This window comes from Kribbella sp. NPDC050470 (assembly GCF_044458365.1).
GTDB lineage: Bacteria > Actinomycetota > Actinomycetes > Propionibacteriales > Kribbellaceae > Kribbella.
The window spans coordinates 65,722-91,560 of record NZ_JBITHV010000001.1; the positions used below are offsets into that span (position 1 = coordinate 65,722).

The 25,839-nt window shown below is 69.3% G+C and carries 23 protein-coding genes and 1 pseudogene; 10 read left to right on the top strand and 14 right to left on the bottom strand.

Translation table 11 applies throughout. The features are described 5' to 3' along the window. Positions 1-24 precede the first annotated feature (24 nt). Entirely contained in the window at positions 25-933 is a 909-nt protein-coding gene (locus ACIBGM_RS00290; protein WP_360528656.1) for a LysR family transcriptional regulator, read from the top strand. Here the strand turns inward: ACIBGM_RS00290 and ACIBGM_RS00295 are convergent. From ACIBGM_RS00295 to ACIBGM_RS00320, 6 genes are read right to left on the bottom strand one after another with little or no spacing between them, the layout of a single operon-like run. Beyond that, positions 918-2,630 carry an alpha-glucosidase gene (locus ACIBGM_RS00295; RefSeq protein WP_396383975.1) on the bottom strand — a complete coding sequence of 571 codons (1,713 nt, stop codon included), beginning with the start codon at positions 2,628-2,630 and terminating at the stop codon, positions 918-920. The two genes, ACIBGM_RS00290 and ACIBGM_RS00295, sit on opposite strands and share 16 nt — an antisense overlap. Beyond that, positions 2,627-4,210 carry a glycoside hydrolase family 66 protein gene (locus tag ACIBGM_RS00300; RefSeq protein ID WP_396383976.1) on the bottom strand — a complete coding sequence of 528 codons (1,584 nt, stop codon included), beginning with the start codon at positions 4,208-4,210 and terminating at the stop codon, positions 2,627-2,629. The genes ACIBGM_RS00295 and ACIBGM_RS00300 overlap by 4 nt, the downstream gene beginning before the upstream one ends. Continuing rightward, a complete protein-coding gene (locus tag ACIBGM_RS00305) occupies positions 4,207-5,232 on the bottom strand; it encodes a Gfo/Idh/MocA family protein (RefSeq protein ID WP_396383977.1) in 1,026 nt (341 codons plus the stop codon). Before ACIBGM_RS00305 ends, ACIBGM_RS00300 begins: the two co-directional genes overlap by 4 nt. Before the next feature lie 12 nt (positions 5,233-5,244). Next, the gene (locus tag ACIBGM_RS00310; RefSeq protein ID WP_396383978.1) at positions 5,245-6,084 is read right to left on the bottom strand and encodes a carbohydrate ABC transporter permease; all 840 of its coding nucleotides are present in this window, start codon (positions 6,082-6,084) and stop codon (positions 5,245-5,247) included. Further along, positions 6,081-7,037, bottom strand: a complete 957-nt coding sequence (locus ACIBGM_RS00315; RefSeq protein WP_360528641.1) for a sugar ABC transporter permease — start codon at positions 7,035-7,037, stop codon at positions 6,081-6,083. The genes ACIBGM_RS00310 and ACIBGM_RS00315 overlap by 4 nt, the downstream gene beginning before the upstream one ends. A 2-nt stretch (positions 7,038-7,039) precedes the next feature. After that, positions 7,040-8,326 (bottom strand): extracellular solute-binding protein, encoded by a 1,287-nt coding sequence (locus ACIBGM_RS00320; RefSeq protein ID WP_396383979.1) that lies wholly within the window; start codon positions 8,324-8,326, stop codon positions 7,040-7,042. 109 nt (positions 8,327-8,435) lie between these two features. Here ACIBGM_RS00320 and ACIBGM_RS00325 point away from each other — a divergent pair, with 109 nt between their 5' ends. Beyond that, positions 8,436-9,689: an ROK family transcriptional regulator gene (locus ACIBGM_RS00325; protein ID WP_396383980.1), complete on the top strand. Its 1,254-nt coding sequence runs from the start codon at positions 8,436-8,438 to the stop codon at positions 9,687-9,689. Between the two features lie 85 nt (positions 9,690-9,774). Here the strand turns inward: ACIBGM_RS00325 and ACIBGM_RS00330 are convergent. After that, a pseudogene (locus ACIBGM_RS00330) lies at positions 9,775-10,600 on the bottom strand (SDR family oxidoreductase). 33 nt (positions 10,601-10,633) lie between these two features. Between ACIBGM_RS00330 and ACIBGM_RS00335 the strand changes: the two are divergent. From ACIBGM_RS00335 to ACIBGM_RS00355, 5 genes are all read left to right on the top strand, one after another. Continuing rightward, a complete protein-coding gene (locus ACIBGM_RS00335; RefSeq protein WP_360528632.1) occupies positions 10,634-10,951 on the top strand; it encodes a hypothetical protein in 318 nt (105 codons plus the stop codon). Further along, a complete protein-coding gene (locus tag ACIBGM_RS00340) occupies positions 10,908-12,350 on the top strand; it encodes an ATP-binding protein (protein WP_360528629.1) in 1,443 nt (480 codons plus the stop codon). Before ACIBGM_RS00335 ends, ACIBGM_RS00340 begins: the two co-directional genes overlap by 44 nt. Then, the gene (locus tag ACIBGM_RS00345; RefSeq protein ID WP_360528625.1) at positions 12,347-13,006 is read left to right on the top strand and encodes a response regulator transcription factor; all 660 of its coding nucleotides are present in this window, start codon (positions 12,347-12,349) and stop codon (positions 13,004-13,006) included. The genes ACIBGM_RS00340 and ACIBGM_RS00345 overlap by 4 nt, the downstream gene beginning before the upstream one ends. Positions 13,007-13,088: 82 nt before the next feature. Next, entirely contained in the window at positions 13,089-13,688 is a 600-nt protein-coding gene (locus ACIBGM_RS00350) for a DUF4956 domain-containing protein (protein WP_360528622.1), read from the top strand. Next, the gene (locus tag ACIBGM_RS00355) at positions 13,685-14,464 is read left to right on the top strand and encodes a polyphosphate polymerase domain-containing protein (protein ID WP_396383981.1); all 780 of its coding nucleotides are present in this window, start codon (positions 13,685-13,687) and stop codon (positions 14,462-14,464) included. Before ACIBGM_RS00350 ends, ACIBGM_RS00355 begins: the two co-directional genes overlap by 4 nt. Here ACIBGM_RS00355 and ACIBGM_RS00360 read toward each other — a convergent pair. Beyond that, the gene (locus ACIBGM_RS00360; RefSeq protein ID WP_360528616.1) at positions 14,448-14,636 is read right to left on the bottom strand and encodes a DUF1918 domain-containing protein; all 189 of its coding nucleotides are present in this window, start codon (positions 14,634-14,636) and stop codon (positions 14,448-14,450) included. The two genes, ACIBGM_RS00355 and ACIBGM_RS00360, sit on opposite strands and share 17 nt — an antisense overlap. An 80-nt stretch (positions 14,637-14,716) precedes the next feature. Continuing rightward, a complete protein-coding gene (locus ACIBGM_RS00365) occupies positions 14,717-15,361 on the bottom strand; it encodes a LysE family translocator (protein WP_396383982.1) in 645 nt (214 codons plus the stop codon). 75 nt (positions 15,362-15,436) lie between these two features. On the opposite strand from ACIBGM_RS00365, the gene ACIBGM_RS00370 reads away from it, so the two are divergent. Both ACIBGM_RS00370 and yicI read left to right on the top strand, forming a co-directional pair. Further along, positions 15,437-15,901, top strand: coding sequence for an SRPBCC family protein (locus ACIBGM_RS00370; protein WP_360528610.1), 465 nt, complete (start codon positions 15,437-15,439; stop codon positions 15,899-15,901). A gap of 85 nt (positions 15,902-15,986) precedes the next feature. Beyond that, positions 15,987-18,170 (top strand): alpha-xylosidase, encoded by a 2,184-nt coding sequence (gene yicI, locus ACIBGM_RS00375; RefSeq protein WP_396383983.1) that lies wholly within the window; start codon positions 15,987-15,989, stop codon positions 18,168-18,170. Between the two features lie 2 nt (positions 18,171-18,172). On the opposite strand, the gene ACIBGM_RS00380 is transcribed toward yicI, so the two are convergent. Genes ACIBGM_RS00380 through ACIBGM_RS00390 form a run of 3 tightly spaced genes read right to left on the bottom strand, consistent with a single transcriptional unit; the run spans position 18,173 to position 20,717 of the window. Continuing rightward, positions 18,173-18,955, bottom strand: a complete 783-nt coding sequence (locus ACIBGM_RS00380) for an ABC transporter permease (RefSeq protein WP_396383984.1) — start codon at positions 18,953-18,955, stop codon at positions 18,173-18,175. After that, complete coding sequence (locus ACIBGM_RS00385; protein WP_396383985.1) at positions 18,955-19,725, bottom strand: ABC-2 family transporter protein; 771 nt, start codon at positions 19,723-19,725, stop codon at positions 18,955-18,957. The genes ACIBGM_RS00380 and ACIBGM_RS00385 overlap by 1 nt, the downstream gene beginning before the upstream one ends. Then, the gene (locus ACIBGM_RS00390) at positions 19,722-20,717 is read right to left on the bottom strand and encodes an ATP-binding cassette domain-containing protein (RefSeq protein WP_396383986.1); all 996 of its coding nucleotides are present in this window, start codon (positions 20,715-20,717) and stop codon (positions 19,722-19,724) included. The genes ACIBGM_RS00385 and ACIBGM_RS00390 overlap by 4 nt, the downstream gene beginning before the upstream one ends. Positions 20,718-20,811: 94 nt before the next feature. Between ACIBGM_RS00390 and ACIBGM_RS00395 the strand changes: the two genes are divergently transcribed. After that, on the top strand, positions 20,812-21,579 hold the full coding sequence (locus ACIBGM_RS00395) for a MerR family DNA-binding transcriptional regulator (RefSeq protein ID WP_360528596.1): 768 nt from the start codon (positions 20,812-20,814) through the stop codon (positions 21,577-21,579). Here the strand turns inward: ACIBGM_RS00395 and ACIBGM_RS00400 are convergent. Both ACIBGM_RS00400 and ACIBGM_RS00405 read right to left on the bottom strand, forming a co-directional pair. Continuing rightward, entirely contained in the window at positions 21,522-24,320 is a 2,799-nt protein-coding gene (locus ACIBGM_RS00400; RefSeq protein ID WP_396383987.1) for a glycoside hydrolase family 3 C-terminal domain-containing protein, read from the bottom strand. The genes ACIBGM_RS00395 and ACIBGM_RS00400 overlap by 58 nt on opposite strands. 205 nt (positions 24,321-24,525) lie before the next feature. Then, positions 24,526-25,719, bottom strand: a complete 1,194-nt coding sequence (locus ACIBGM_RS00405) for an ROK family protein (RefSeq protein ID WP_396383988.1) — start codon at positions 25,717-25,719, stop codon at positions 24,526-24,528. Positions 25,720-25,839 lie beyond the last annotated feature (120 nt).

The following is a 25,839-nucleotide window of genomic DNA, read 5'->3' on the forward strand; positions in this document are numbered from 1 at the left end:
TTGTAGCAGCCCTACAGTGTTGGTATGGACGAGCGACAGTTGCGGGTGCTGCGGGAAGTCGGCGAGCTGGGGAGTGTGACCGCGGCCGCGGAGGCGTTACTGGTGACGCCGTCGGCGATCTCCCAGCAACTCCGGCTTCTCCAGCGGTCGATCCCGGTACCGCTGACCGAACGCGACGGCCGCCGCGTCGTCCTCACCGCGGCAGGCCGCGCCCTCGCCGGCGCCGCCGCTGACGTAGAAAGCGCGCTGGCCCGGGCGCGGCACACCGTGGACGAGTTCATCGAGCAGCCCGGCGGAGTCGTGTCCGTCGCTGCCTTCCACAGCGCGGCCGCGACGTTCTTCCCGTTGCTCCTGCGCGCCGACGCCGCACCACAGTTCAGCTTCCACGACGAGGACGTCCCGCAGGACGAGTTCCCGCTGCTCACCCGCGAGTACGACGTCGTCCTCGCGCACCGCCTCGACCACGGCGCCGCCTGGCCGCGCACGGTCGCCGTCACCTCGCTACTGCACGAGCCGCTCGACGTCGCCCTGCCGGTCGACCATCCGCTGGCGGCGAAGCGTCAACTGACTCCGCGCGACGTGGCCCACGAACCCTGGATCACGGTCCACGACGGCTTCCCGCTGATGGCCACCATCGAGGCGATCGGCGCCGCCGCCAACCACCGCCTCGACCTGGTCCACCGGATCAACGAGTTCACCGTCGTCGCCGAGGTGGTCGCCGCCGGCGCCGGCATCGCGCTGATGCCGCGCTGGACCGCCCGCCGCCATCCCGCTGTCGTGCTCCGGCCGTTGCGCGGCGTCCACGCCCGCCGCCACATCGACGCCCTGCACCGCCCCGAACGCACCGCCCGCAAGGCAGTCCGCACGACGCTCGCCAACCTGCAGCAGGCCGCCACGACGATCCGGAAGAACGACGATCAGGTACGGCGGTAAACCGTCCCCTCCCACGGTTGGAGCAGCAGCGGCGTCGGGTCGGCGACGTTGCTGAGAACCACGTCACCCGTCAGGCCGAGTTCGTCCAGCCGCACCGGCTCGCTCGAGAAGTTCCCGAGCACGACCAGCTCGACGTCGCCCAGCCGCCGGCTGAACGCGTACACCACCTGGTGGTCCGGAAGCAGCATCGTGAAGGTGCCGTGGGCAACCACCGGCTCGGTGTGCCGGAGCTCGATCAGCCGGCGGTAGTGGTGGAACACCGAGTCCGGGTCGGCCAGCTCGGCCAGTGCGTTGATCTCCTGGCAATTCGGGTTGACCGCGATCCACGGCGTACCGTCGGTGAACCCGGCCTGCGGGCTGCCGTCCCACTGCATCGGGGTGCGCGCGTTGTCCCGGCTGTGCGAGCGCATAGACGCGACCACGGCCGCCGGATCCGCACCCACGGCGACCGCGGCCCGGTAGTGGTTCAGCGACTCGATGTCGCGGAAGTCCTCGATCGCGGTCCACGGCGCGTTCGTCATCCCGAGCTCCTCGCCCTGGTAGACGTACGGCGTGCCGCGGTGCAGGTGCAGCACCGTCGCGAGCATCTTCGCCGACCTCGCTCGGTGCTCCCCGTCGTCGCCGAACCGGGAGACGACCCGCGGCTGGTCGTGGTTGTCCCAGTAGAGGCTGTTCCAGCCGCGCTCGGCCAGCCCCGCCTGCCAGCGACCGAGCGACGCCTTGAGCAGGCCGAGGTCGAACGGCACCGGGTCGAACTTGCTCGTCCCGTGGTCGATGTTCACGTGCTCGAACTGGAACACCATGTCGAGCTCACCCCGGTCCGGGTCGGTGAACAGCTTGGCCTCGTCCACCGTCACGCCCGGCATCTCGCCGACGGTCAGCAACTGTCCGGGCCGGCCGGCGAAGACCTCGCGGTGCATCTCCTGCAGGTACTCGTGGATCTGTGGCCCGGACAGGTAGTGCTCGGTTCCGCCGTACATCCCGCCGGGTTGCACGTGACCGTCGGGCAGCCGCGGGTCCTTCGAGATCAGGTTGATCACGTCCATCCGGAACCCGTCCACGCCGCGATCGAGCCACCAGCGCATCATTGCGTAGACGGCCGCGCGGACCTCCGGGTTGTCCCAGTTGAGGTCGGGCTGCTTGGGCGAAAACAGGTGCAGGTAGTACTCACCCGTCGCCGGGTCGAGATCCCAAGCCGGGCCCGAGAACCAGGAACCCCAGTTGTTCGGCTCCGCACCGGGATCGCCGGTGTGCATCCCGTCCCGGGCCGGACGCCAGAAGTACCAGTCCCGCTTGGGGTTGTCCACCGACGACCGGGACTCGACGAACCAGGCGTGCTCGTCGGAGGTGTGGTTCACGACCAGGTCCATCACCAGCTTCATCCCGCGCTCGTGCACCCCGGCGAGCAACGCGTCGAAGTCGGCCGGCGTGCCGAACACCGGGTCGATCGCGGTGTAGTCGCTGATGTCGTACCCGTTGTCGTCCTGCGGTGACTGGTAGATCGGGGACAGCCAGACGACGTCGACGCCGAGCTGCGCGAGGTAGTCGAGCCGGCTGGTGATCCCGGCCAGGTCGCCGATCCCGTCGCCGTCGGAGTCGGCGAAGCTGCGCGGGTAGATCTGGTACACCACGGCGCTCTTCCACCAGGCGTCCTGCCCGGTCTCCAGGTACGGCGTGAGCTCGGTGCGGGTCGTCATACGATCTCCTTCGCAGGCACGTGGTCGACGAGGACGAGCTGCCAGACGTGCGGAGCAGGCAACTCGGCGACGGCATGATCGCCGTCGACACGCACCGGTACGTCGACCAGTCGCGCCGACCGATCGGGATCGGCCACCCGGACCCTGGGAAGTCCACCTCCGGTACGACGGACGCGCAGCAGGCCCGGCCCGGTGTCGCCGGGTGTCTCGCGCGCCGCGTCCCACAGGGTGTCTCGTTGGCCGGTCAGGTTGATCAGGTGCACGACCACCCGGTTCCCAGCTTGGACCACGCGACGCCAGACACCATCCGGAGTTGCCGTGTCAGAGACCGGTGTGTCCGAGTAGGTCACGTCGCAGTCGTCGTTGTAGGTGCTGGTGTACGAGCCGGTCACGTCGGCGAGTTCGTTGGGCATGAGGAGCTCGACGTGCTCGACCAGGAAGTCGTACCAGCGTTTCAGCAGTGCCAGTGTCGACTCGGCGGCCGGATGGTTACGCACGTAGTACGGGTCGACCAGGATCCGGTCGGCCTCGCCGGCGAGCAGGTGGGTCGCGCCGTGCGAGTACAGCGTGGCCATCGTGAACGCGGTCGCCAGATCGGACTGCTCGGCGGGTGCGCTGTCGTAGACGTGCTGATACGCGGCGAGGATCACGGGCTTGTCGCCGCGCGCTCGCCGTACCACTACGGCCAGGTGGTTGAGGGTGACGTGCGGGGCCCAGACCTCGATGTAGACCGCGTCCTGTGGAGCGTGTGCGGTCCGCCAGGTCGGGAAGTCGTTGACGTTGTTGAAGACCAGCTGAGCCTCGGGCAGCGCGTGCCGGACCTGCTCGATCATCGTGACGAAGGACTCCGCGACGTCGACGACGGAACCGTCCGGGCGGACCGCACGCTTCGGGTAGCCGTACTGGTCCAGGTGGAAGCCGTCGAAGCCGACCTCGTCGACCGCCTGCCGCAGGTCCTTGGTGAAGTGGGCGAGCCAGGTCGGCTCGGCCGGATCCAGCAGGAACAGGAAATCGCCCAACGCGTACGGTCGGCCTTGCGGATCAAGGAGCGCGAGCTGCTCCCAGCTCGGCCACTCCGCGGTGCCGACGGCGTACACGGCGGCGTATCCGTAGGCCTGGGCGCCGGTGTCGTGGCAGGCCTCGACCAGTTTGCGGACGGTGCCTAGGGCAACCGGTTGGCCGAGTGCATCCTCGTACTCCTCGCCGCCGCCGAGCAGGTCCGCATGCCGATATGCCCAGTCGTAGAACTGCACGCCGGTCAGGTGCAGCCGCCGTACGTTGTCGGCCACTGCACCCGCGTCACGGCCGGGGGAGTACGACGCGACGAACCCGTACCGCAGGCTGCCCGCATCACCGACCTCGACCGCGGTCCGCAGTACGCCGTCAGCGGTCATGACCTCCACGCCGTACCCACCGGGCGGCAGCGTCCCCAGGTCGAGCCGCCCGGTGCCGGTCACCTCCCGGACTTGCTCACCGAGGTGCCAGACCGTGGCGGTCGCGGGTCCGCTGAGGCGTGCCTCGACGACAACCGATTCGTCCGGCGCGAAGCGAACCCGGCTCGGCAGCAGCTCGGCGGTCATCTCACCGCCACGTCGATGGGCACACCGGTCAGCGCGGACTCGATCGCCGCGTAGGTGATCGCGAGACTGCCGAGGTTGTCCCGTCCCGTCGCCTCCGGCGCCCGGTCCTCGCGCACCGACGTCGTGAACTCGGTGAGGCTGCCGGCCCGATCGGTCGCGGTCAGCTCGGGCAGCGCCACAGCGCGTTCCTTGCCGTCGGCCCGAATCCGGGCCGACTCGGCGACACCGGACTCCGAACCGTCCGGCCGGCTCGTCCACCAGACCTCGCCGTGATCGAACTCCATCCGCCACTCACCACCCCACGCGGTGACCGGACCCGAGCTGACCCAGCTGCCGCGATAGCTCACGATCGGGCCGTCCCGGAAGGTGATCACGGCGGCGCCGGCGGGCGGGCCGCCGTACCCGAAGCCGTCCGGATGCCACGTGCGGCAGTAGACCTGCTCCGGCTCCCGGCCGGTGACCGCGCGCATCAGGTCGAAGTGATGGATCGACATGTCGCCGAGCAGCGGATCCGTGAGCACCGGGCGCCCGCTCGGCGCAGTCCGCCGTACGCCGGTCCGCCGGAAGTCGACCGCGATCGAGACGAGCTCACCGAGCGTCCCGTCGCGCACGATCTCGCGGACGGCGTGCACGGCCGGCTGGAAGCGGTAGTTCTGGCTGACCATCACCGTCAGGTCGCGCTCCTCGGCGTACTCGACGAGCGCCGTGGCCTCCGCGATCGACGGCGCGAACGGTTTCTCCACCAGCACCGGAAGACCGGCGGCCAGCGCGGCCCGAGCTGCCGGGACGTGACCGGGCAGGTTGGCGGTGATCAGCACCGCGTCCGGACTCGTCGCCCGGATCGCCTCGTCGATGTCCGCGAAGCACAGGTCGCGCCGAGCGATCCCCGCCTCCACCACGGCCGCGAGCGATGCGGGCAGCATGTCGACGTAGCCGACGGGCTTCACGTCCGGCACCTCCGGTACGACGGTTGCCGCCCAGTCGCGGCCCCAGCCGCCCATGCCGATCTGCAGAAGTCGCATCCGCTGACTCTCCTAATCCTTGACTGCGCCGGCGGTGAGGCCGGAGACGAAGTGACGTTGTCCGAGAACATAGACCGCGATGACCGGGACGATCGCGATGGTCGAGGCCGCGAAGACCAGGCCCCACGCCGTCCCGTGCTGGCCCTGGAACGCGGCGATCGCGATCGGCAGCGTCCGCTTGGCCGGGTCGTCGATGATCGTCAGTGCCCAGACGAACTCGTCCCATGCGCCGAGGAACGACAGGATGCCCGCGGTCGCGAGCGCCGGCCGGGCCAGCGGCAGGTAGAGCTGGACGAACTTGCGCAGCGCGCCGGCGCCGTCGATCGTCATCGCCTCGTCCAGGTCGTCCGGCACCCGCTCGAAGAACCCACGCAGCAGGAACGTGGTGAACGCGACCGCGCCGCCTGCGTAGAAGATCACCAGCCCGTTCAGCTTGTTCAGCAGGTGCAGACCGTCGGCCAGCACGAACTGCGGGACGATCACGATGATGCCCGGGATCATCAGCCCGGACAGCAGCACCCCGAACAGCACGTTCTTGCCGAAGAACTCGAACCGCGCGAACGCGTACGCCATCGTCGAGGACAGCGCGAGTACGACGAACGTGGTCGCCAGCGCCACGTACGTCGAGTTGAGGAAGTACCGGCCGAAGCTGTTGCTGTTCCACGCCTCGGTGTAGTTCGCCGTGGTCGGGTGATCGGGCCAGAGTTTCGGTGCGAACTCGAACAGGAACGCGTTCGGCTTGAACGACGTACCGAACATGTAGAGGAACGGGACCACCATGACGACCGCCCCGACGCTGAGCACCAGCAGTCGCAGGCCGGTGCCGAGTCGGCGTCGTGCGCGCGCGTTCATCGGCGGCCTCCGTCCTTCTCGCGGAACAACCGGAACTGGACGAACGACACCAGCGTGATCGCGATCGCCAGCAGGAACGACAGCGCCGAGGCGTACCCGAAGTCCAGGAACCCGAACGCCTGCTTGTACATGTAGGTCAGCGGCACCTCGGTGCTCCCGGCCGGTCCGCCACCGGTCATCAGCAGGATCGAGATGAACACGTTGAACCCGCCGATGACCAGCAGTACGACGACGAACAGCAACGTCTTGCGGATGGCCGGCAACGAGACGTGCAGGAACCGGTGCCAGGCGCCCGCCCCGTCGAGCGCGGCCGCCTCCTTGAGGTCTTTGCTCACCCCGGTGAGGGCGGCCAGGAAGATCAGCATCGCCCAGCCGACGCCCTTCCAGGTGCCGAGGATGGCTGCCGCGAGCAGGCCGGTCCAGCGGTCCTGCAACCAGGCGACGTTGTGGTCGACCAGGTGCAGCGCATCATTGAGCAGCCAGTTGATCGCACCGCCGTCGGTGGTGAACAGGTACTTGAACAGCAACGCGACCACGACCCAGCTCGTCACCACGGGCAGGTAGAACAGCACCCGGAACAACGTGCGGGCCGGCAGCTTGGCATCGAGCAGTACGGCGGCCAGCAGCCCGAGCACCACCTGGGCCGGCACGGTGATCGCCAGGTAGACCCCGACGTTCGCGACACTCAGCCAGAACTGCGAGTCCTTCAGACCACGCAGGTAGTTGTCCAGGCCGATGAACTGGCTCGCCTGGGTCGGAACCACCGACCAGTCATAGAAGCTGATCTGCAGTGACCGGCCCAGCGGGTAGACGACCACCAGGCAGAACAACGCGAAGCCGGGCAGCAGGAACAGGTACGGCACCCAGACCGGCGACCGCCGCAGCCGGCCGGACGGCTTGTCCGGCGCGGCTGCGCTGCGGTCCGGCGGCGCCGTGGTCAGCGTCGCTGCCATCGTCAGCCCCGGGCGAGCAGCGGATCGATCTGCTGCACCGCGTCGTCGAGCGCCTTCTGCACCGGTACGTCGCCCCGGATCGCGAGCTGCACCTGCTTGCGCAGGATGTCGTCGATCTTGGCCCAGGCCGGTGTCGGCGGCCGCGGCCGCGCGGTCTCGAGGGCAGTCAGGAACGGGGCGTAGTACGGCTCGATCTCGACCATCTTTGACGACAACGACTTGAGCACCGAGAGCTGGCCGGTCTGGGCCATCATCGTCTGCGCTTCCTCGCCCAGCATGAACCGGGTGAACTCCGCGGCCAGCGCCTTGTTCTTCGACGCGCTGGTGATCACGATGTCCTCGCCGCCGACCACGTTGATGCTGCCCGCGCTGCCGGACGGCAGGGGAGCGGCCTCCAGCTTGAAGTTCGGGAACTGCTTCTGGATCGGCGGGTAGGTCCAGGGCCCGTCGACGATGGTCGCGTAGGTGCCCTTGGCGAGGCCTTCGGCCGTCGGTGTGCCGCCACCGCCGCCGAGGATCAGCTTCGGGATCGCCTTCTGCTTGTAGAGGTCGGCGAGCATCTGGATGGCCTCGACCGACTTCGGGCCGTTGAGGTAGCCGGTCGCCTTGGTGACGTCCTTGTCGGTCATCTCGCCGCCGTTGGACCAGATGTAGGGCAGCACGTTCCAGCCCCCGGTGTCGCCCTCGGCCAGCAGGTACTTGCCCTGGGCAGCCAGTTTGGGCCCGTCCGCCTTCAGGTCGTCGAACGTCTTCGGCGCGGTCAGACCGGCGCCCTGCAACGCCTGCTGGTTGTAGAGCATCACCTTCGTGTTGGTGTCGAGCGGCAGGCCGTAGTACTTGCCCTTGTAGAGGTTGGTGGCCAGCGGGCCGTCGAAGGTCTTGTCGGCGAGGTCCTTGAAGTCCGGCATGGCGTCACTCAGCGGCACCAGGACACCGAGTTTGGCCAGCTCCGGGACCCAGATGATGTCGGAGCGGATCACGTCCGGCAGGCTGCTGCCGGCCGCCGCGGTGACCAGCTTCTGGTGCATCTGGTCGTACTGCACCGTCACCGCCTTCACCTTGGTGCCTGGATGCGCCTTCTCGAACGCGGGGATCACGGTCTTCTCGAGCTGCTTCACCTCGGTTCCGCCGGCGCTGTAGGAGTGCCAGAAGGTGATCTCGCCGGAGACCTGTTGCCCGGGCGGCAGTTGGTCCGCGGTGGTGGCGGACGCACCGCCTCCGCCGGTGCCACAGGCGGCGAGGGTGACGGCCAGGACGGTGAGCGCAGACGCGGCCAGGGCACGTTTCATCGGCCTGCTCCTTTCAGGAGTAGACGAGCGTGAGGGGATTGATTAGAGGGTTTTATTATTGATCTTGCGCTAGTCTTTCGCGGTGTCCGTAGGCCGTCAAGGGGGCAGCGTGAACAAGCTGGAGAAGACCGCGACATCACCGCTGTTGCGGCGGATGAACGCCGCCGCGGTGCTCGACGTACTGCGGACCGGTGGTCCGGCGACCGGGACCGAGCTGATGGAGGTCACCGGGTTGTCGCGGCCGACCGTGCACACGGTGTGCGACCACCTGATCGAGATGGGCTGGATCGACGAGATCGAGTCGCGCCGCAGCGGCGACCCGTCCAGTCCCGGCCGGCGCGCGCGGCAGTACCAGTTCAACGCCCGGGCCGGCTACGTGGTCGGGATCGACATGGGCCAGAACAAGGCGACCGCGGTGGTGACCGATCTGCGCGGCGACATCGTTGCCGAGGACACCCGTGGCTTCGCCCACGACCTCGGCGCGGACGACCGGATCCGGGAAGCGCGCCAGGCGATGGCGTCGGCGCTCGACTCGGCCGAGGTGTCCGCGGCCGGAGTGCTTGCCATGGCTCTGGCGGTGCCGGGGCCGGTCGGTCCGGACGGTCACATCATCGCGAGTGCGGACACGGAGTACCTGCCCGGTCTGGGGGAGGTCGAGCTCGATCAGGCGGTCGGGGAAGGCTTCGGCTGCCCGGTGCTGGTGGAGAACGACGCGAATCTGGCCGTCCTCGGTGAGCGCTGGCACGGCGCCGCGGCGGGCGTCGACGACGTGATCGAACTGCTCGCCGGTGAACGTCTCGGTGCCGGTCTGTTCCTGGGGGGCAACCTGATCCGTGGGTCGGCCGGCGGCGCCGGTGAGCTCAAGGCACTCAGCATGGTCGAGGGGGTCGGCAACACCGACGGTATCGGCTTCCTGGCTCGCGAGTTCGGCGCTGAAGTCGTTGCCTCCGCGCGCGGTCCGCGGTCGAAGGTCGGTCGTTCTGCGCTGTACGCGGCGGCCGGTGGCGACCCGGCGGCGGTGACGGCTCAACTGGTCTTCGAGGCCGCGCGTACCGGTGACGCCGTAGCGCTGGAGGTCGTCGATCGAGTGGTCACCCGCATCGCCCGCGTGCTGGCCCTCCTGCACACCATGCTCAACCCCGAACTGATCGTGGTCGGCGGCGCCGTGGCCGATGCGGGCGACCTACTGGTCCCCGGCCTCGAGACCCACCTGACCACCCTGGTCGACTCACCACCCCGCCTCGCCGCCTCGACCCTAGGCGCCCGCGCCGTAGTCATCGGCGCCGTACGCCGAGCCCTCGACCACGCCGAACGCGCCCTCTTCACCGACCCAGCCCCCACCACCCGCCGCACCGCCTCCTAGAATCTCACGCACTGTCACCCGCCCGCGACGGTTTCTGGTTCCGAGGGATGTCGAGGAAGACATGCCGGTGTCGTGGTGAGGTGGGCTACGCGAAGCCGCCGTTGCTGAGGAGCAGTTGGCCGTTGATCCACTGGCCACGCTCCGAGCAGAGGAAGTCGATCAGGTTCGCGGTGTCCTTCGGAGTGCCGAGGCGGCCGAGCGGGGTCTGCTTGATCCCGCTCGCCCGGATCTCGTTCGGTCATCCAGCCGGTGTCGACCGGTCCGGGATTGACGACGTTCGCGCTGATGCCGAGGTGGGCGAGCTCGTGCGCGGCGGCCAGCGTGATCCTGTCCAGCGCGGCCTTGCTCGCGCCGTACGGGAGGTTGTGGACGGTGTGGTCGCTGGTGAGCGCGATGATCCGGCCCGTCCCGGGCGCGCCGGCGAACCGGCGGCCGAACTCGCGGATCAGCAACCAGGTCGCCCGCGCGTTCACCGCGAAATGCCGGTCGAAGCTCTCGACGGTCGTGTCCAGGATGCTCGAGCCGACCGACTCACAGTGACACATCACCAGCGCGGTCACAGTGCCGAGCCGCTCGGCCTCGTCGAAGATCCGCTCCGGTGCCGCCGGATCCACCAGATCAGCCTCGATCGGCAGGGCCTGCGCGCCGGCGTCCGCCAACTGCTCCGTGATCTCGTGCGTTGCGCCCGATTCCACGCCCCATTGCATCCGCTCGTCGTACGCCGTCCAGTAGGTGAAGGCGACGTCCCACCCGGAGGCGGCGAGCGAGCGGGCGATGCCGGCGCCGATCCCGACAGTCCGGCCGACGCCGGTGACAATCCGGCGATTCTGGCGTCCACCGGCCGAACGGGCAACCGGATTCCGGCGTCGCCGGCCTTCGCGAAGATGAGAGATCTGTAATCTTCGGCTCATGTGGGTCTCGGAGTGGGGCCGCAGGGTGTGAGGATGCGGTCTCCACGGGTGGTGTACGGGGTTGTCGCCGGTGTGCTGGTGGTGGCCGGGTTCGTGCTGCCTCGGTACTTGGCGGAGCGGTCGTCGCCGGAGCTGGGGGAGACGGTTGTGGTGCCGGTGTCGTCGACCACAAAGCCGACCACAGACCCGAGCACACCGACCCCAACGCCGACGGTCAGACCGACACCTACGGCCAAGCCGACGGTGGGTGGGACCACGGGGGCCGAGCCGGTGTCGCCGGGGCCGGCGCGGAGTGCCGGGGACGACGATGACGACGACCTGGTGGACGACCCGGACGACGACGATGGGTGATGGCCGGCTTCGGCCGGTGGTCAGCGCCCGGGTGCGGATCATCGGCTGGATGTTCGGTGTGCTCGCGCTCGCACTGTCCGCGCTCGTCTTCCTCACCTGGCAGGTCCTCGCGACCCGCGCCGACGCCGCCGCGGACGACGAGCTCACCCACGAGGCCAACAAGTTCCGCGCCTTCGCGAAGTCCCAGGCCGCCGCGTCCTTCGCCCAGCCCGAAGCGTTGCTGGACCGCTGGCTGCAGAGCAACCTGCCGGACGACTCCGAGGCGTTCTTCACGATCGTCGACGGCCGCGAGTACCACCGCAGCCAGGGCACCCCACCCGCCCGCCTCGACACCGACGCGGCCTTCGTACGGCGGCTCGCCGGCACGACCCAACCGTCGTACGGCTGGGTCGACAGCCCGGCCGGACGGGTCCGGTACGGCGTGATCCCGGTGCAGATCGGATCGCAGCCGCTCCGCGCGCAACTGGTCATGCTCGAGTTCCGCGACGTGATCGCCAAACCGTCGATGGACGCGGCCCGCGCGCTCGTCACGATCGGCGCGATCACGCTGGTCCTGGCGGCCGGCGCCTGCTGGCTCGTCACCGGCCGGGTGCTCGCGCCCATCCGGCAACTGCGCACCACCGCCGAGCGGATCAGTGACACCGACCTGCGCCGCCGGATCGAGGTCGTCGGCAACGACGACGTCGCCCAACTGGCGACCACGTTCAACACGATGCTCGACCGGTTGGAGGACGCGTTCACGGCCCAGCGGGAGTTCGTCGACAACGCCGGGCACGAGCTGCGGACACCGATCACGGTGATCCGCGGCCACCTGGAGCTGATGGGCGACGACCCGCGCGACCGCGACGACACCAAGGCGCTCGTGCTGGACGAGCTGGCCCGGATGAACCGGATGGTCGACGACCTGCTCGTGCTGGCGAAGAGCGAGCGCCCCGACTTCCTCGAGTACGGCGAAGTCAACCTGACGGAGCTCGTCGTCGAGGTCGTCGCGAAGGCGCGACCGCTGGCCGACCGCTCCTGGCGAGTGGCCGCGACCGCCGACGCGACGATCGTTGCCGACGGCCAGCGACTGACGCAGGCCCTGATGCAGCTGGTGTCCAACGCGGTCCGCCACACGGCGACCGGCGACCGGATCGAGGTCGGCTCGCATCTCGACGCCGACGGCAGCGCCCTGCTGTGGGTCGCCGACACCGGTCCTGGAGTGCCGCCGGCGGACCGCGAGCGCATCTTCGAGAGATTTGCCCGGGGCAACGACCAGCGCCGTACCGAGGGTGCCGGACTGGGGCTGGCGATCGTACGCTCGATCGCACAGGCCCATGGCGGTGAGGTCCGGCTCGCCCCCGGGCCGGGCGCCCGTTTCGAGCTGACCCTGCCGCCGAGTGAGGAGTTGCCGCGATGAACCGGATCCTGATCGCCGAGGACGAGGAGCGGATCGCCTCGTTCGTCGAACGCGGCCTGCGCAGCAACGGCTTCGTGACCACGGTTGTCGCCGACGGCGAGACGGCGTACCAGGAAGGGGCGAGTGGGGCCTACGACCTGCTGATCCTGGACATCGGGCTGCCGCGGGTGGACGGGTTCACCGTGCTGCGACGGTTGCGTGAGGCAAGGGTGACGATGCCGGTGGTGATCCTGACCGCGCGGGACAGCGTGCGCGACACGGTCGCCGGGCTGGAGGGCGGCGCGGACGACTACATCGCCAAGCCGTTCGCGTTCGAGGAGTTGCTGGCCCGCGTCCGCCTGCGGCTGCGCAGCGAGGGGACGCCGGACGCCAGCATCCTGCAGGTCGGCGACCTCAGCCTGGACCTGCGCACCCGGCGGGCCGTCGTCGACGGCGAGACGGTCGACCTGACCGCCCGCGAGTTCCTCCTCGCGGAGGTCTTCTGCCGGCACCCCGACCAGGTGCTGTCCCGCGAGCAGTTGCTGTCCCAGGTCTGGGGCTTCGACTTCGACCCCGGCTCCAACGTCGTCGACGTCTACATCCGCTACCTCCGCCGCAAACTCGGCTCCGACCGCATCCAGACCATCCGCGGAATGGGCTACCGCCTGCTTCCGTGAGAGCTCTCTCATCCGGGGCTCAGGGATGTCTCACCACCGGCCGGAAAGGTGAAGTCAACCTAGTGTTCACCTGGAGGTCACCATGTCCGGTCTGGCAGTTGCGATACCCGTCGATCTGCTCGCCATCGGTCTGCTTGCTTACGGCACCTACTTTCGCCGGTACCACCGGCGCGACCTGCTGCTCGCGTACGTCGCCCTCAACGTCGGCATCCTCGCGGTCACCGCGATGCTGGCCGGCAGCGGGGCCGGGATGGGTCTCGGCCTGGGGTTGTTCGGCATCCTGTCGATCATCCGGCTCCGGTCGGACTCGATCACCCAGGAGGAGGTTGCCTACTACTTCATCTCGCTCGCGATGGGCCTGATCAACGGCCTGCATCCCGGCCCGTTCTGGCTCGCGCCGGCGCTGAGCTTCCTGCTCGTCGGCCTGATGTACGTCGTCGACCACCCGCGCCTCACGCTGCGCTCCCGGCGCCAGAAGGTCGTCCTCGACCAGGCCTACCCGGACGTCCGCGACGTCGGCCCGGCGCTGGAGCGGCTGCTGCGGGCGGACATCCGGCACTTCGTCGTCCTCGACCTGGACCTGGTCACCGACACCACGGTCGTCGACGTCCGGTACCGGGTCCGCGCCACCGCTCCGCACACGGTGGACGCCGTACGGCGGTTCGAGCGGTTCGCATCGTGACGCGGCGGACGCACGCTGCGATGACCGGTGCGCTGGCCCAGTTGGCGCCGATCACGCTCGACGAGGTGCTCGCGGAGGCGGCGTTGCAGACCCGCGTGGACCGCAAGTACCTGGTGCCGATCGCGACGTTCGTCGAGCTGGTGACCCGGTTGCGGCACCGGTTCGCCGTACTGGAGATCGACGGGCAGCGGACCTTCCGCTACGAGTCCGTGTACTTCGACACCCCGTCACACGGGCTGTACCGGCAGCACGTGCAGCGGCGGCGGTACCGGTACAAGGTGCGGACCCGGTCCTACCTGGACAGCGGCGAGTGCAGCTTCGAGGTGAAGCTGAAGGGCAACCGCTCCGAGACGGTGAAGTCGCGGATGCCGTACCCGCTCGAGGACCGGGCCCGGCTCACCGGCCCGGCCCGGGAGTTCCTCGCCGAGCAGCTCCGGACGGCGTACGGCGTCGGGGTCATCGACCGGCTGCAGCCCGCGCTGACGACGACGTACCGGCGCAGCACCTTGGTCGACCGGGTCGAGCATGCCCGGATGACGTGTGACATCGACCTGCGGTTCTTCGACCGGGACGCGGTGGTCGACGTGCTGCCGGACACCGTGCTGGTGGAGAGCAAGACGGCAGGGCGGGCGGGAGCGGCCGACCTGGTGCTCCGCGAGCTTCAGGTCCGGCCGATCCAGGTCAGCAAGTACTGCGTCGCCGCCGCGCTGCTCAACCCGCAGCTACGCGCCAACCCGTGGCACCGGACGTTGCGGCAGCTCACTCGGCGTGGATGATGTGCGCGTCCGGACCGGGGAAGAAAAGTGACTCGGTGTCGGTGTCGGTCCAGTGCACCAGGTACGGCGGGGCGCCGTTCGGGTCGTGGACCTCGACGATCTCACCCTGCCGCCGGTGGGCCATCACGTGCGTGCCCTCGACGATCACTGTGTCACCAGCCGTCGCCTTCATCGAACCGCCTCCTCAGTCGATGCTCCCCTCCAGCTTGACCCCACACCCCCCACCAGCACCAGACCGCCGGTCCCCGGATGTCAGTGGATGTCGGTGGCCAGGCGGGCGGCGAGGGCGGCGAAGATGCCGGCGCAGATGCGTTCCAGGCGGCGGCGGACGGTGCCGCCGGCCCGCAGGAGGGTGTTGGTGAGGCTGCCGGCGAGCAGGCCGACGGACGCGTCGACGCAGAAGCCGACGACGATCAGGAGCGCGCCGAGGACGAGGATCTGCAGGGTCGCGGGCCAGCTGGCCGGACCGGTGGTGATGAACTGCGGGACGAAGGCCAGGTAGAACAGGATCACCTTCGGATTGGCGACGTTCGTCAGCGTCGCCATCAGGTAGGTCCGGCGCAGCGTCCGCTTCGGCAGCTCGAGCGTCTCGTCGGCCTCGCCGACGGGCCGGCGGCTCGCCCGCCAGGTCAAGTAGGCGAGGTAGAGCAGGAACGCCGCGCCCGCGATCCGGACGCCGTTCAGCACCTGCGGCGCCGCCTGGATCAAGGCCCCCAGCCCGAGGGCGGCCGCCACCGTGTGCACGACCAGCCCGGTCGACACCCCGGTCGCCGCGACCACCCCGGCCCGCCGCCCGCCTGCTGCCGCGTTGGCGGCGATGAACAACATGTCCGGCCCCGGCACCACACTCACCACGAGCGCCGCGACCACGAACCCAAGCACAATCGAGAGCTCCACCCGCCCATCCTCACCCGCGGCACCCATCGCCTCCATGGGGTTTCCATCCACTGAACAGCGCGGTACCAAGGTGATATGGCTGACTACGAGGCGTCGAGAACGGTGGACGTCGCCTGGAACGTCCTGTTCGACTACCTGAGCGACGTCAAGCGGTTGCCGGAGTACCTACCGCAGATCGACCAGGCGCACCTGCTGCACATCGGCCCGCCGCCGAGCGAGCCGTACCAATACCCGGAACCCGGGGAGTCCGGCGTCGAGCAGGTCGACGTCGACGTCCATCCGGAAGGCGCGGGCGCGGTCAACGAGCGGGCGTGGCTGAAGGTCGTCCAGCACGGGCGAAAGCTGCAGTGGGGCGTTCCGGGGGCGCACCACTACCGCGGGGAACTGGAGGTCGATTTCGTCGCGGACCTTACCTCGCGATTGACGGTCCGGCTGCACACCGACCATGCCGGTGGGCCGGACGTCGAGCGGATGCTCCAGGAGACGCTCACGACGATCAAGACGGCCGCGGAGGGCCGGCACACCGCGGAGAGCGGCTAGCCCGAGGCCTGAGATCCGGGGGCTGATTCGGATCGTGCTCGGGTAGGCTTCGTCGAAGCGCTTCGACGAGTGAGAGGCAACCGCGGTGAAGTTCAGTGACGGGTTTTGGCAGCTGCGGGAGGGACTGACGCGGCTGCGGCCGGCCGAGGTCGAGAGCGTGCAGACGGGGGAGCGGGAGCTGACCGTGTTCGCGCCGGCCAAGCGGATCGAGCGGCGCGGCGACACCCTCAACCAGCCGGTCTTCACCATCACCTTCACCGCGCCCGCGCGCGGCGTCATCGGCGTCCGGATCGCGCACCATCTCGGTGGGCTGCCGGCGCGTCCGTCGTACCGGCTGAACACCGACGACGAGCATCCGGTGAAGGTCGAGGCCGGTCCCACCGAGGCGCGGTTGACCTCGGGTGAGCTGAGCGTGGTCGTCGGGCTGGACGGGCCGTGGGACGTCGGGTTCGAGCAGGACGGGCGTCCGCTGACGAACTCGGGCCCGCGCAGCATCGGCCTGATCACCGACGCCGCCGGCCGGACCTACCTGCACGAGCAGCTCGCACTGGGGGTCGGCGAGACGGTCTATGGACTCGGCGAGCGCTTCGGTCCACTGGTGAAGAACGGCCAGGTCGTCGACACCTGGAACGCCGACGGCGGCACGTCCAGTGAGCAGGCGTACAAGAACGTCCCGTTCTACCTGAGCAGCAAGGGGTACGGCGTTTTCGTCGACACCCCGGCCAACGTCTCGTTCGAGCTCGGCTCCGAGGTCACGTCACGCAACCAGTTCAGCGTCGAGGGCCAGGAGCTGTCGTACTATGTCTTCGCCGGCCCGACCCCGAAGGACGTGCTTCGCCGCTACACCGCCCTCACCGGACGGCCGGCCCGCGTTCCGGCCTGGTCGATGGGCCTGTGGCTGTCGACGTCGTTCACCACCGACTACAGCGAGGAGACGACCAGCGCGTTCGTCGACGGAATGGCCGAGCGGGACCTGCCGCTGAGCGTGTTCCACTTCGACTGCTTCTGGATGCGGCAGTTCCACTGGTGCGACTTCGTCTGGGACCCGGTCGCGTTCCCGGACCCGGCCGGCATGCTGCGCCGGCTGAAGGACCGCGGCCTGCGGATCAGCCTGTGGATCAACCCGTACATCGCGCAGCGCTCGGTCCTGTTCGAGGAAGGCCGTCGCCTCGGCTACCTGCTCAAGCGGCCGGACGGCTCGGTCTGGCAGTGGGACATGTGGCAGGCCGGGATGGCGATCGTCGACTTCACGAACCCGGACGCGACCGCCTGGTTCCGCTCGAAGCTGCAGGCGCTGATCGACCTGGGCGTCGACTGCTTCAAGACCGACTTCGGCGAACGCATCCCGACCGACGTCGCCTGGTACGACGGCTCCGACCCGGACCGCATGCACAACTACTACCCGCACCTCTACAACGAGGCGGTCTTCGGCCTGCTGGAGGAGAACAGGGGTGCGGGCGAGGCGGTCTTGTTCGCGCGTTCGGCGACCGCGGGTGGGCAGCAGTTCCCGGTGCACTGGGGTGGCGACTGCGAGTCGACGTTCGAGGCGATGGCGGAGTCGCTGCGCGGCGGGTTGTCACTGGCCACGTCCGGGTTCGGGTACTGGAGTCACGACATCGGCGGGTTCGAGGGCACGCCGGATCCGGCGATCTTCAAGCGCTGGGTGCCATTCGGATTGCTGTCGTCGCACTCGCGGCTGCACGGCTCGTCGTCGTACCGGGTGCCGTGGGCGTTCGACGACGAGGCGGTCGACGTGCTGCGGAAGTTCACCAAGCTGAAGCTGTCGCTGATGCCGTACCTGGTGACGGCCGCGGAGGAGGCGCACCGCGACGGTGTCCCGATGATGCGGCCGATGATCCTGGAGTTCCCCGACGACCCGGCGGTCGCCTACCTGGACCGCCAGTACATGCTTGGCCCGTCGATCCTGGTCGCGCCGGTGATGAGCTTCACCGGCGAGGTGTCGTTCTACCTTCCGGAGGGCACCTGGACGGACCTGCTCAGCGGCGAGAAGCTCACCGGTCCTCGGTGGGTCCACGAGATCCACGGCTTCGACACGCTGCCGGTCCTGGTCCGCGAGGGCGCGGTCCTTCCGGTCGGCACGTTGGACGACCGGCCCGAGTACGACTGGTCCAACGACGTCGAGCTCCGCTGGTTCGCGCCTACCGAAGGCCAGACGGCGTTAGCCAAGTTGCCCGATGCAACGGTCGAGCTCCGGCTGCGGAACGGACAGATCGAGTCCGACAAGGGCTACACCGTCAAGCTCTGCTGAGCCTACGAGGTGGCTCCGGTGTAGCGCCGTACTCCTAGTCGCCACAGCAGCATGGTGGCGACCATGAAGCCACCCCCGAGTACGACGGCCAGAGTCAACATCGCGGGGTCAGGTCCTCGGGTGAGGGTCTGCGCGGGCCAAGTGGTCACGGCGGCAACGGGGAAGGCGAACGTCAACAGCCGCCGGAGCCACTGGCCGTAGATGTCGACCGGGTAGCGGCCCGTCTCCCAAGCGGCGCCGTGCAGGACACCGAGGCTGAGTCGCGGCGCCCAGAACGCCAGCGACGCAAGACCGACCAAAGTGGCCCACCCGATCAGCAGTCCGATCAGGGTGAGAAAGGCCCATCCGGCCACTGCAAGCGGCGACGGGACACTGCCGAGCGCACGCAGTCCGAGGATGATCACGCCGACTCCGAGGAAGCTCTGCACGAGTGCGAGCGGTGCATGCCGAGTGCATGTCGCCAGTACGACGCTCGTCGCCGGACGGAGCAGATACGTGTCGAGCCGACCGTCCCGGATCTGTTGTGCGAAGTCCGCGAGGCTCGGGTCGAGGAAGGCCGCGCGGAGGCCGGTGATGAGCGCGTACGTGCCGGTGAGGGCCAGCATCTGACCAGCGGACCAACCGGCGAGCAGACCGGTCTGGGTGAAGACGATGCCGATCGTGGCGATCGACGCGGTCAGGTCGACAAGGGCCAGGAGCGCGTCGAAGAACAGGTTGGTCCGATAGGCCAGCGCACGTCGCAGCGACAGGGAGAACGCCGTACCGAACAGGCGCGCGACTCTCATCAGGCCCCCACGGTCGTGTAGCGACGGATGCCGAGACGCCAGGCACCGACGGCGCAGCCGCCCAACGCGACCGTCCAGACGACCGCGATCGCATACCCCGCGGCCGCGTCGGCGAGTGTCAGCGTGCCGGCCGCGAGTTCAGCCGGGAAGCCGAGCATCGACCGGAATGGCAGGAGTTGGGCGATCGTCCGCAACGGCTCGGGAAGCAGCGCGTTCGGCGCCGCGGTCCCCCCGAGCAGGAAGATCAGTACGGCGCCGAAGGCGACCACAGCGTGCACTCGCTCGGTCCAGAACGCGGCCATCGCCAGCGTCCACACGAACAAGAAATGCAGGATCGCCGCGAGGACGACGGCGGGTAATGCGGCCAGCAGGGCGAGCGGCGCAAAGCTCACGCCCATCGTGAACCCGACCAGGACGAGCAGCGGGATCCCGAGCAGGAACATCCAGAGCCGGATGGCCAGATTCTCGCCGAGCGGACCGATCACGACAGGCTGCGGCCGCAGCAGCGCCGCGGAGACGTCACCGCTGTAGATCGCCTGGGCGAACGTGTGGTTCTCGAACGAGGCGGTCAGCAAGGCCACGCAGATGACGGCCAGGTAGTAGCTGCCGACGTCAGCACCTGCTCCGGGCACGTGCTGCCAGACGAACAACCCCAGCAGCGGCGCCACCGCCTGTCCGAGGATCAACGTGACGAGGAACCACCAGGCTCCCGACCAACCGATCACCTGACGCCAGATCTCGAGCCGCAGCAGCCGGACGATCCGGCTCACGAGGCAATGTCCTTGGTACGGCGCAGCCGCTGGTAGGCCTGATCCATCACGTTCTCCAACGACGGCTCCTCGACCGACAAGTCGGCCACCGCGAACCTGGACAGCAACCGGGCCGTCGTCGCCGGCACCGCATCCCGGCCGACCCGCAACAGCCACTGATTGCCGTCGCGTTGCAACACATCGCCGTACGGCGTCAGGTCCGGATCGTCATCGGTCACGGCGACCCGGATCAGCTTGGCCGGGGCGAACGCCGAGCTGAGCTCGTCACGTCGCCCGTCGAACGCGAGCGCGCCGTCGTCGACCAGGATCAACCGTGGACACAGCGATTCCACGTCGGCCATCGCGTGGCTGGTGAGCAGCACGGTGGCGCCGGTGCGGGCGGAGTACTCGGCGACGAAGGTCCGGATGGTCTTGGCCGCCGAGACGTCCAGCCCGATCGTGGGCTCGTCGAGGAACAGGACCTTCGGACGGTAGACCAGCGCGAGGGCGAGACCGGCCCGCATCCGTTCGCCCAGGCTCAGGGCGCGAACCTGGCGTTGCAGGATCCCGTCGAGGTCGAGGAGCTCGCTGAGCTCGGCCAGATTTCGCCTGAACTGTGCATCGGTGACCTCGTAGAGCACCTGCTGGTAGCGGAAGGAGTCCAGCACCGTGAGCTCCGGCGCGTCCCCGATCGGCTGGCTGCCCCGGATCAGCGCGATCTCGCGGAGGTAGTGGTTGTGCCGCCGCCACGGGATCTCCCCGAGCACCCGGACGCGGCCGCCGGTCGGGTGCAGGATGCCGGCCAGGATCTTGAGCGTGGTCGTCTTCCCGGCGCCGTTGCGGCCGAGGAAGCCGACGACCTGGCCGGCCGGGATCCGGAAGCTGAGGTCCCGGACCGCGTGGACGTCGCGGTACTCCCGCCGTACCAGTGCACGCGCTGCGGCGCGCAGCCCGCCGTCGCGCACCGGGACGCGGTAGGTCATCGACAGGTCGTCCACCACCACGGTATCCATGCTTAAAGTTTATCGTTGAAGTACGGTTTGACTGTTTGCCGCGACCGGTCGAGGAGGTCGAGTGCGAGAACCCTCAAGTGGCGGGTCAAGGTCTGTGCGCGGGGTCGTGCTGGCCCGGGAGGCCGGGATCTCGGTCCAGCAGGTGCGCAACTACGAGCGGGCCGGGTTGTTGCCGACGGCAACCCGTACGGCGGCCGGCTACCGGGAGTTCGACGAGTCGCACCGGCGCGCGCTGGCCGCGGCCCGCGTGCTGGTCCGCGCGTACGGCTGGGACACCGCGGTGACGATCCTGGCCGCCGTACATCGTGGTGACCTGCAAACTGCGGTGGCCTGCGTCGACCACGCGCACGCCCAGCTGGACCGCGAACGCGAGCGCATCCAGCAGGCCCTGCGCGCCTTCGAGGTCGTCGTCACGCACCCCCTCGACGCCGACCCGCGGATGGCGGCCGCGCTCGAGCAGATCTCCCGCCAGGACGCGCCACTGCGGATCGGCCAGCTAGCGGACCTGCTCGGCGTCCGCACCTCCGCACTGCGCTTCTGGGAGCGCTCCGGCCTTGTCAGCCCGGTCCGCGAACGCACCACCGGCTACCGCAGGTACGACGTCGCCGCCGCCCGGGACGCCCACCTCGTCCGACTGCTGCGCGAGGGCAACTTCTCGATGACGATCATCCAGGCCGCCCTCGAGGAGATGCACTCCTCGCCGGACGGCCGCCCCGAACGCGTCGGCGCCGAGCTCAACCGCCGCAACGCCGAGCTGCACGAACGCAGCCTGGCCCGCCTCCGCGCCGACGCAGCCCTGGTGTCCTACTTGGACTGGCGGAGCAGCTCGAAGACGACCTCCGGCGCCGAGAAGACGACGTAGAGCGTGTGCACGCCGGTTGCGGCCAGCCGGCCGGATGCCCAGGTGAGTTCGCGCCCAGGCGGCACCTGCAACGAGTCGAGGAGCTCGCCACGCAGCGGGTCGTCCAAGCGCAACTCGATCGTGGCTTGTGCGGTTCCTCGGTTGGCGACCGACGCTTGGTACGGCGTGGGGCTCAACTCGATGTCGTCGTACGCGAGCCAAGCACCGGCATCGAGCGAGACGACCGCGTCACCGCGCTCGGGCGTGGCGGTCGTCAACGTGATGGCGGAGTACTCGTCGAAGCTGGCCGCGGCGAGGTGGTCGAGCGAGCGCGCCGGGATGCGTTCGCCTTGTACGTCGAGCGTCGCCGCGAGCCGGGTGTCGGTGCTGGAGCGGCCGACCATGATGCTGTGCCTGGCTGTCTCGACACACCGGCGATCCCGGGTCACGTCCCAGAAGCCGAGGTCGGCCGCGGCGATCGTCAGCTCGACCTCGGTGCTCTCACCGGGCAGCAATGTCAGTCGCCGGAAGCCGCGCAGCTGCCGCAACGGTTGCTTGACGCGCGACAGCTGCTGATGCGTGTAGAGCTGAGCGATCTCACTCCCGGGCCGGTCGCCGGTGTTCGTCACCGTGAACGTGACGCGGACTTCGCCGTCCGCCGGGATCGACGCCGAGCTCAGGCGCAGGTCGCCGTACGCGAAGGTCGTGTAGCTGAGGCCGTGGCCGAACGGGTACAGCGGCATCCCGCGGAAGTACAGGTACGTCGCGTCCGTCGCGATGATGTCGTAGTCGAGCAGATCCGGCAGATCGGCGGCCGAGTGGTACCAGGTCTGCGTCAGCCGGCCGGCCGGGTCCGCGTCGCCGAAGAGTACGTCGGCCAACGCGCGGCCGTACTCCTGTCCGCCGTGCGCTGACCACAGCAGCGCGGGCAGGTTCTGCTGCGCCCAGCCGACGGCGAACGGGTAGCTGCTCGTCATCACCAGCACGGTCCGCGAATTCACCGCGTGGACCGAACGGATCAGCCGGTCCTGAGCCTTCGGCAGGTCGAGATCGGCGCGGTCCTCGGTCTCGCGGCCGTTCACCATCGGGTGATTGCCGGCAACAACGATCGCGACATCGGCGCGCGCAGCGACCTCGGCCGCCTCGGCCGCGCCGTCGACCAGCACCTCCAGCTCGAAGTCGGTCCCGGAGTCACCGAGACCGACGGTGTCGTCGACCTGGACGTAACGGCCGCTGTTCAGATGCAGGAGCCGGATCGTGTCACCGCTCTCGACCAGCCGGAAGGTCTGCTTCACTTCCCAGCCGTTCGGCCCAGGCTGGTCGGCCACCAGCGAGCCGTCGTCGGTCACGGTCAGGTGCTGCCCGTTCCGCACCGACCGCAGTGCGCACGCGTCACCGCCCCAGTCGAACAGGTCGAACCACTTGTGCTCGTCCTCGTCCACCCGCAGTACGCCGTCCGCGCCAATCGTGAGGTACGACGACGAGCCCGCGACGCGGAGCGCGATCCGGTCGACGCCCTCGCAGTACTCGACCCGGTCGGCGCCGAGCCGCTCGACGAGTCCGTCCAGAGCGGTGACCTGGTACGGCAGCGTCCCGGCGTACCAGTCGGCCGAGACTGTGTTGGCCAGCGGTCCGATCACGGCGAGGCGCTTGATCGTGGAGGCGCTGAGCGGCAGCACTTGGCACTCGTGCTTGAGCAGCACGATCGACTGCCGGGCGGCCTCGTGCGCCAGCGTCCGGTGGGCGGGGCAGTTGACGAGGTCAGGTTCGAGCGAGCGGTACGGATCGAGGTCGGCCGGGTCGAACTCACCGAGCCGGAACCGGATCGCGAGCGCGTGCCGGACCGCGGTGTCGACGTCGGCCATCGTGATCAGGCCGCGGTCGAGGGCTTCGGTGAGTCGCTCGATCGACGGCCCGGTGTTCGTGTCGTCCTGTGTGAAGCTGTCCACACCGGCCTTGAGCGCGGCGGCGTACGCGGTCGGGCCGTCGGGGTGGAACTGCTGCAGCCCGAAGAGGTTCGCGGGCGCGTACGCGTCGCTCACCACGAGCAGGTCGTCGTCGTTCCACTCCCGGAGCGAGTCGTTGATCAACGGGCTGAGATGTGCGGGCCGCCCGTTCACCAGGTTGTACGACGGCATCACCGCAACGGCCGCACTGGCTTCGATCGGGGCGCGGAACGCGGGCAGCTCGTAGTCGTGCAGCACCCGCGGCGGCAGGTTGCTCGAGGTCGTGCAGCGGTCGGTCTCGTTGTTGTAGGCAAGGAAATGCTTGAGGGTCGGCGCGGTCTTGAGGTACGTCGGGTGGTCGCCGGCCAGACCGTGGCCGTACGCGGTCGCGATGATCCCGGTCAGCCAGGGATCCTCGGCGTACCCCTCCTCGTTGCGGCCCCAGCGCGGGTCGCGGAGCGGGTTGACGACCGGTGCCCACACGTTCAGGCCGACCGCGGCCGGGTCCTTCTGGTGGAAGACCCGGACCTCGTCGCCGACCGCGGACCCGATCGCCCGGACCAGGTCCGGGTTCCAGGTGGTGGCGAGGCCGACGGCCTGCGGGAAGACGGTCGCCGGGCCGAGCCAGGCGACGCCGTGCAGCGCCTCGGTGCCGGTCCGGAAGGAGTCCAGGCCGAGGCGGTGCACCGGCGCCTGGTGCTGGTGCAGCAGGGCGAGCTTCTCGGCGCCGGTCAGCCGGCCGAGCAGGTCGTCGAGTCGTTCCCGCACCGGCCGTGCGGGATCACGGAACGGTGGATTCAGGGCGGGAGTGCTCATCGGCCATCGACTCCACTGCGGCTGTGCGTCGAAGCGCTTCGAGCGCTCCCCGGTGCTGATCGATCGAAGCGCTTCGACGGTCTGGGCGAAAAAATCCGTCTCGGCCCGTGACGGCCGTACTACGACGGAGTGATCAGAGGGTTGCATCCCCGGCAGGACAGGTCAAGACCTGGGTAACGCTTTCCCCCGTTCACAAACTGCTGGGTCACACAGTGCTGGGCAGGTGGCCGGTGGTCAGGGAGGCCAGGGCCTGGGCGGTGGCGCCCAGGGGAGTGGCGGTGTGCGGGAACGTCGACGCGACGATCGTGCAGCCGCCGGCTTCGGGGGCGATGGCGGACTCGTCCATCGCCTTGGTGATCGCGGGGGAGAGGTGCGGGGCCAGCAGCGCGTAGGCGCCGCCGAGCACGACGTGTCCCGGGTTCAGGATGTTGACCAGCGCAGCGATGCCGTGGCCGAGGTGGGTGCCGGTCTCGGCGAGCACCTTGGTGACCGCCGCCTCGCCTGCGTCGGCGCGGCGGATGAGGTGCTCGAGCTGGATCTGCGGATCGGGGTCGGCCGGTCCGTCGATCCGCGACAGGATCGACGGCAGGCTCGCGAGCGCCTCCAGGCACCCGCGGCGTCCGCACCCGCACAGCGGCCCGTCCGGAACCAGGCGAAGATGACCGATCTCGCCGACGTACCCGCGGTGCCCTCTGAGCGGGCGGCCGTCGACGATGACGCCCGCGCCGACCCCGGTGTCCCCGCTGAGCTGGATGAGGTTCTCCGCGCCGGCCAGCGGGCCGTAGAGATGCTCGGCCAGTACGGCGAGCGACGCGTCGTTGTCGACGGTCACCGGAATGTCCGGTCGCCCCAGCGCCGCGGTGAGATCAGCCTGCACCGGCACGTCCCGCCACCCCAGACCGGCGGCCAGTACGACGGATCCGTCCCGGTTGACCAGACCCGGTACGCCGACGGTGATCCCGAGCACCCGCCGACCCGACGACTGCACGGTCGTGATCGCGCGCCGGGCGAGCGCTGCCACCGCGGCGACCGTCTTCGCAGGCCCCGCGTCGACACCCGGTCCGGCTCGGTGCCAGCGCAGTACCTGCTCGCCGGCGGTGTCGCACGCGAGGGCGGTCAGGCCCCGCGCGCTCACCTCGAGCCCGATCGCGGCGTACGCCGAGCCGTCCAGGACGAGCAGGGTCGCGGGCCGGCCGACGTGGTTCTGCGTCTGCTGGGTCTCGCGGACCAGCCGGTGGTCGAGCAGGTCGCCGACGATGCTGGTCACGGTCGCCTTGTTCAGCCCGGTTCCGGTCGCGATCGCGGCCCGCGAGCAGGGCGCCTGGCGGCGCAGGTAGCCCAGCACTGCGGCCAGGTTGGTGGCGCGGATGTCGGTGTGGTCCGCGGTCTGTGTGGTCAAGGTCGTCCCGTTCGGCTCGTGGCCAGTGGTTCAGCGATGGCTCAGTTCTACACCTTGTCGTGCTGTCGCGCTTGGGATAATTTGTTTGGCTACCAGCCCAACTAATCCTAGGGGATCAAC

Excerpts from the sequence above, each read along its gene's own strand:
- ACIBGM_RS00345 (WP_360528625.1), top strand. The coding sequence starts at position 12,347 with ATGAACCGGATCCTGATCGCCGAGGACGAGGAGCGGATCGCCTCGTTC.
- ACIBGM_RS00310 (WP_396383978.1), bottom strand. The coding sequence starts at position 6,084 with ATGAACGCGCGCGCACGACGCCGACTCGGCACCGGCCTGCGACTGCTG.
- ACIBGM_RS00350 (WP_360528622.1), top strand. The coding sequence starts at position 13,089 with ATGTCCGGTCTGGCAGTTGCGATACCCGTCGATCTGCTCGCCATCGGT.
- ACIBGM_RS00305 (WP_396383977.1), bottom strand. The coding sequence starts at position 5,232 with ATGCGACTTCTGCAGATCGGCATGGGCGGCTGGGGCCGCGACTGGGCG.
- ACIBGM_RS00295 (WP_396383975.1), bottom strand. The coding sequence starts at position 2,630 with ATGACGACCCGCACCGAGCTCACGCCGTACCTGGAGACCGGGCAGGAC.
- ACIBGM_RS00290 (WP_360528656.1), top strand. The coding sequence starts at position 25 with ATGGACGAGCGACAGTTGCGGGTGCTGCGGGAAGTCGGCGAGCTGGGG.
- ACIBGM_RS00380 (WP_396383984.1), bottom strand. The coding sequence starts at position 18,955 with ATGAGAGTCGCGCGCCTGTTCGGTACGGCGTTCTCCCTGTCGCTGCGA.
- ACIBGM_RS00370 (WP_360528610.1), top strand. The coding sequence starts at position 15,437 with ATGGCTGACTACGAGGCGTCGAGAACGGTGGACGTCGCCTGGAACGTC.
- ACIBGM_RS00315 (WP_360528641.1), bottom strand. The coding sequence starts at position 7,037 with ATGGCAGCGACGCTGACCACGGCGCCGCCGGACCGCAGCGCAGCCGCG.
- ACIBGM_RS00360 (WP_360528616.1), bottom strand. The coding sequence starts at position 14,636 with ATGAAGGCGACGGCTGGTGACACAGTGATCGTCGAGGGCACGCACGTG.
- ACIBGM_RS00335 (WP_360528632.1), top strand. The coding sequence starts at position 10,634 with ATGCGGTCTCCACGGGTGGTGTACGGGGTTGTCGCCGGTGTGCTGGTG.
- ACIBGM_RS00300 (WP_396383976.1), bottom strand. The coding sequence starts at position 4,210 with ATGACCGCCGAGCTGCTGCCGAGCCGGGTTCGCTTCGCGCCGGACGAA.
- ACIBGM_RS00390 (WP_396383986.1), bottom strand. The coding sequence starts at position 20,717 with ATGGATACCGTGGTGGTGGACGACCTGTCGATGACCTACCGCGTCCCG.
- ACIBGM_RS00340 (WP_360528629.1), top strand. The coding sequence starts at position 10,908 with ATGACGACGACCTGGTGGACGACCCGGACGACGACGATGGGTGATGGC.
- ACIBGM_RS00400 (WP_396383987.1), bottom strand. The coding sequence starts at position 24,320 with ATGAGCACTCCCGCCCTGAATCCACCGTTCCGTGATCCCGCACGGCCG.
- ACIBGM_RS00320 (WP_396383979.1), bottom strand. The coding sequence starts at position 8,326 with ATGAAACGTGCCCTGGCCGCGTCTGCGCTCACCGTCCTGGCCGTCACC.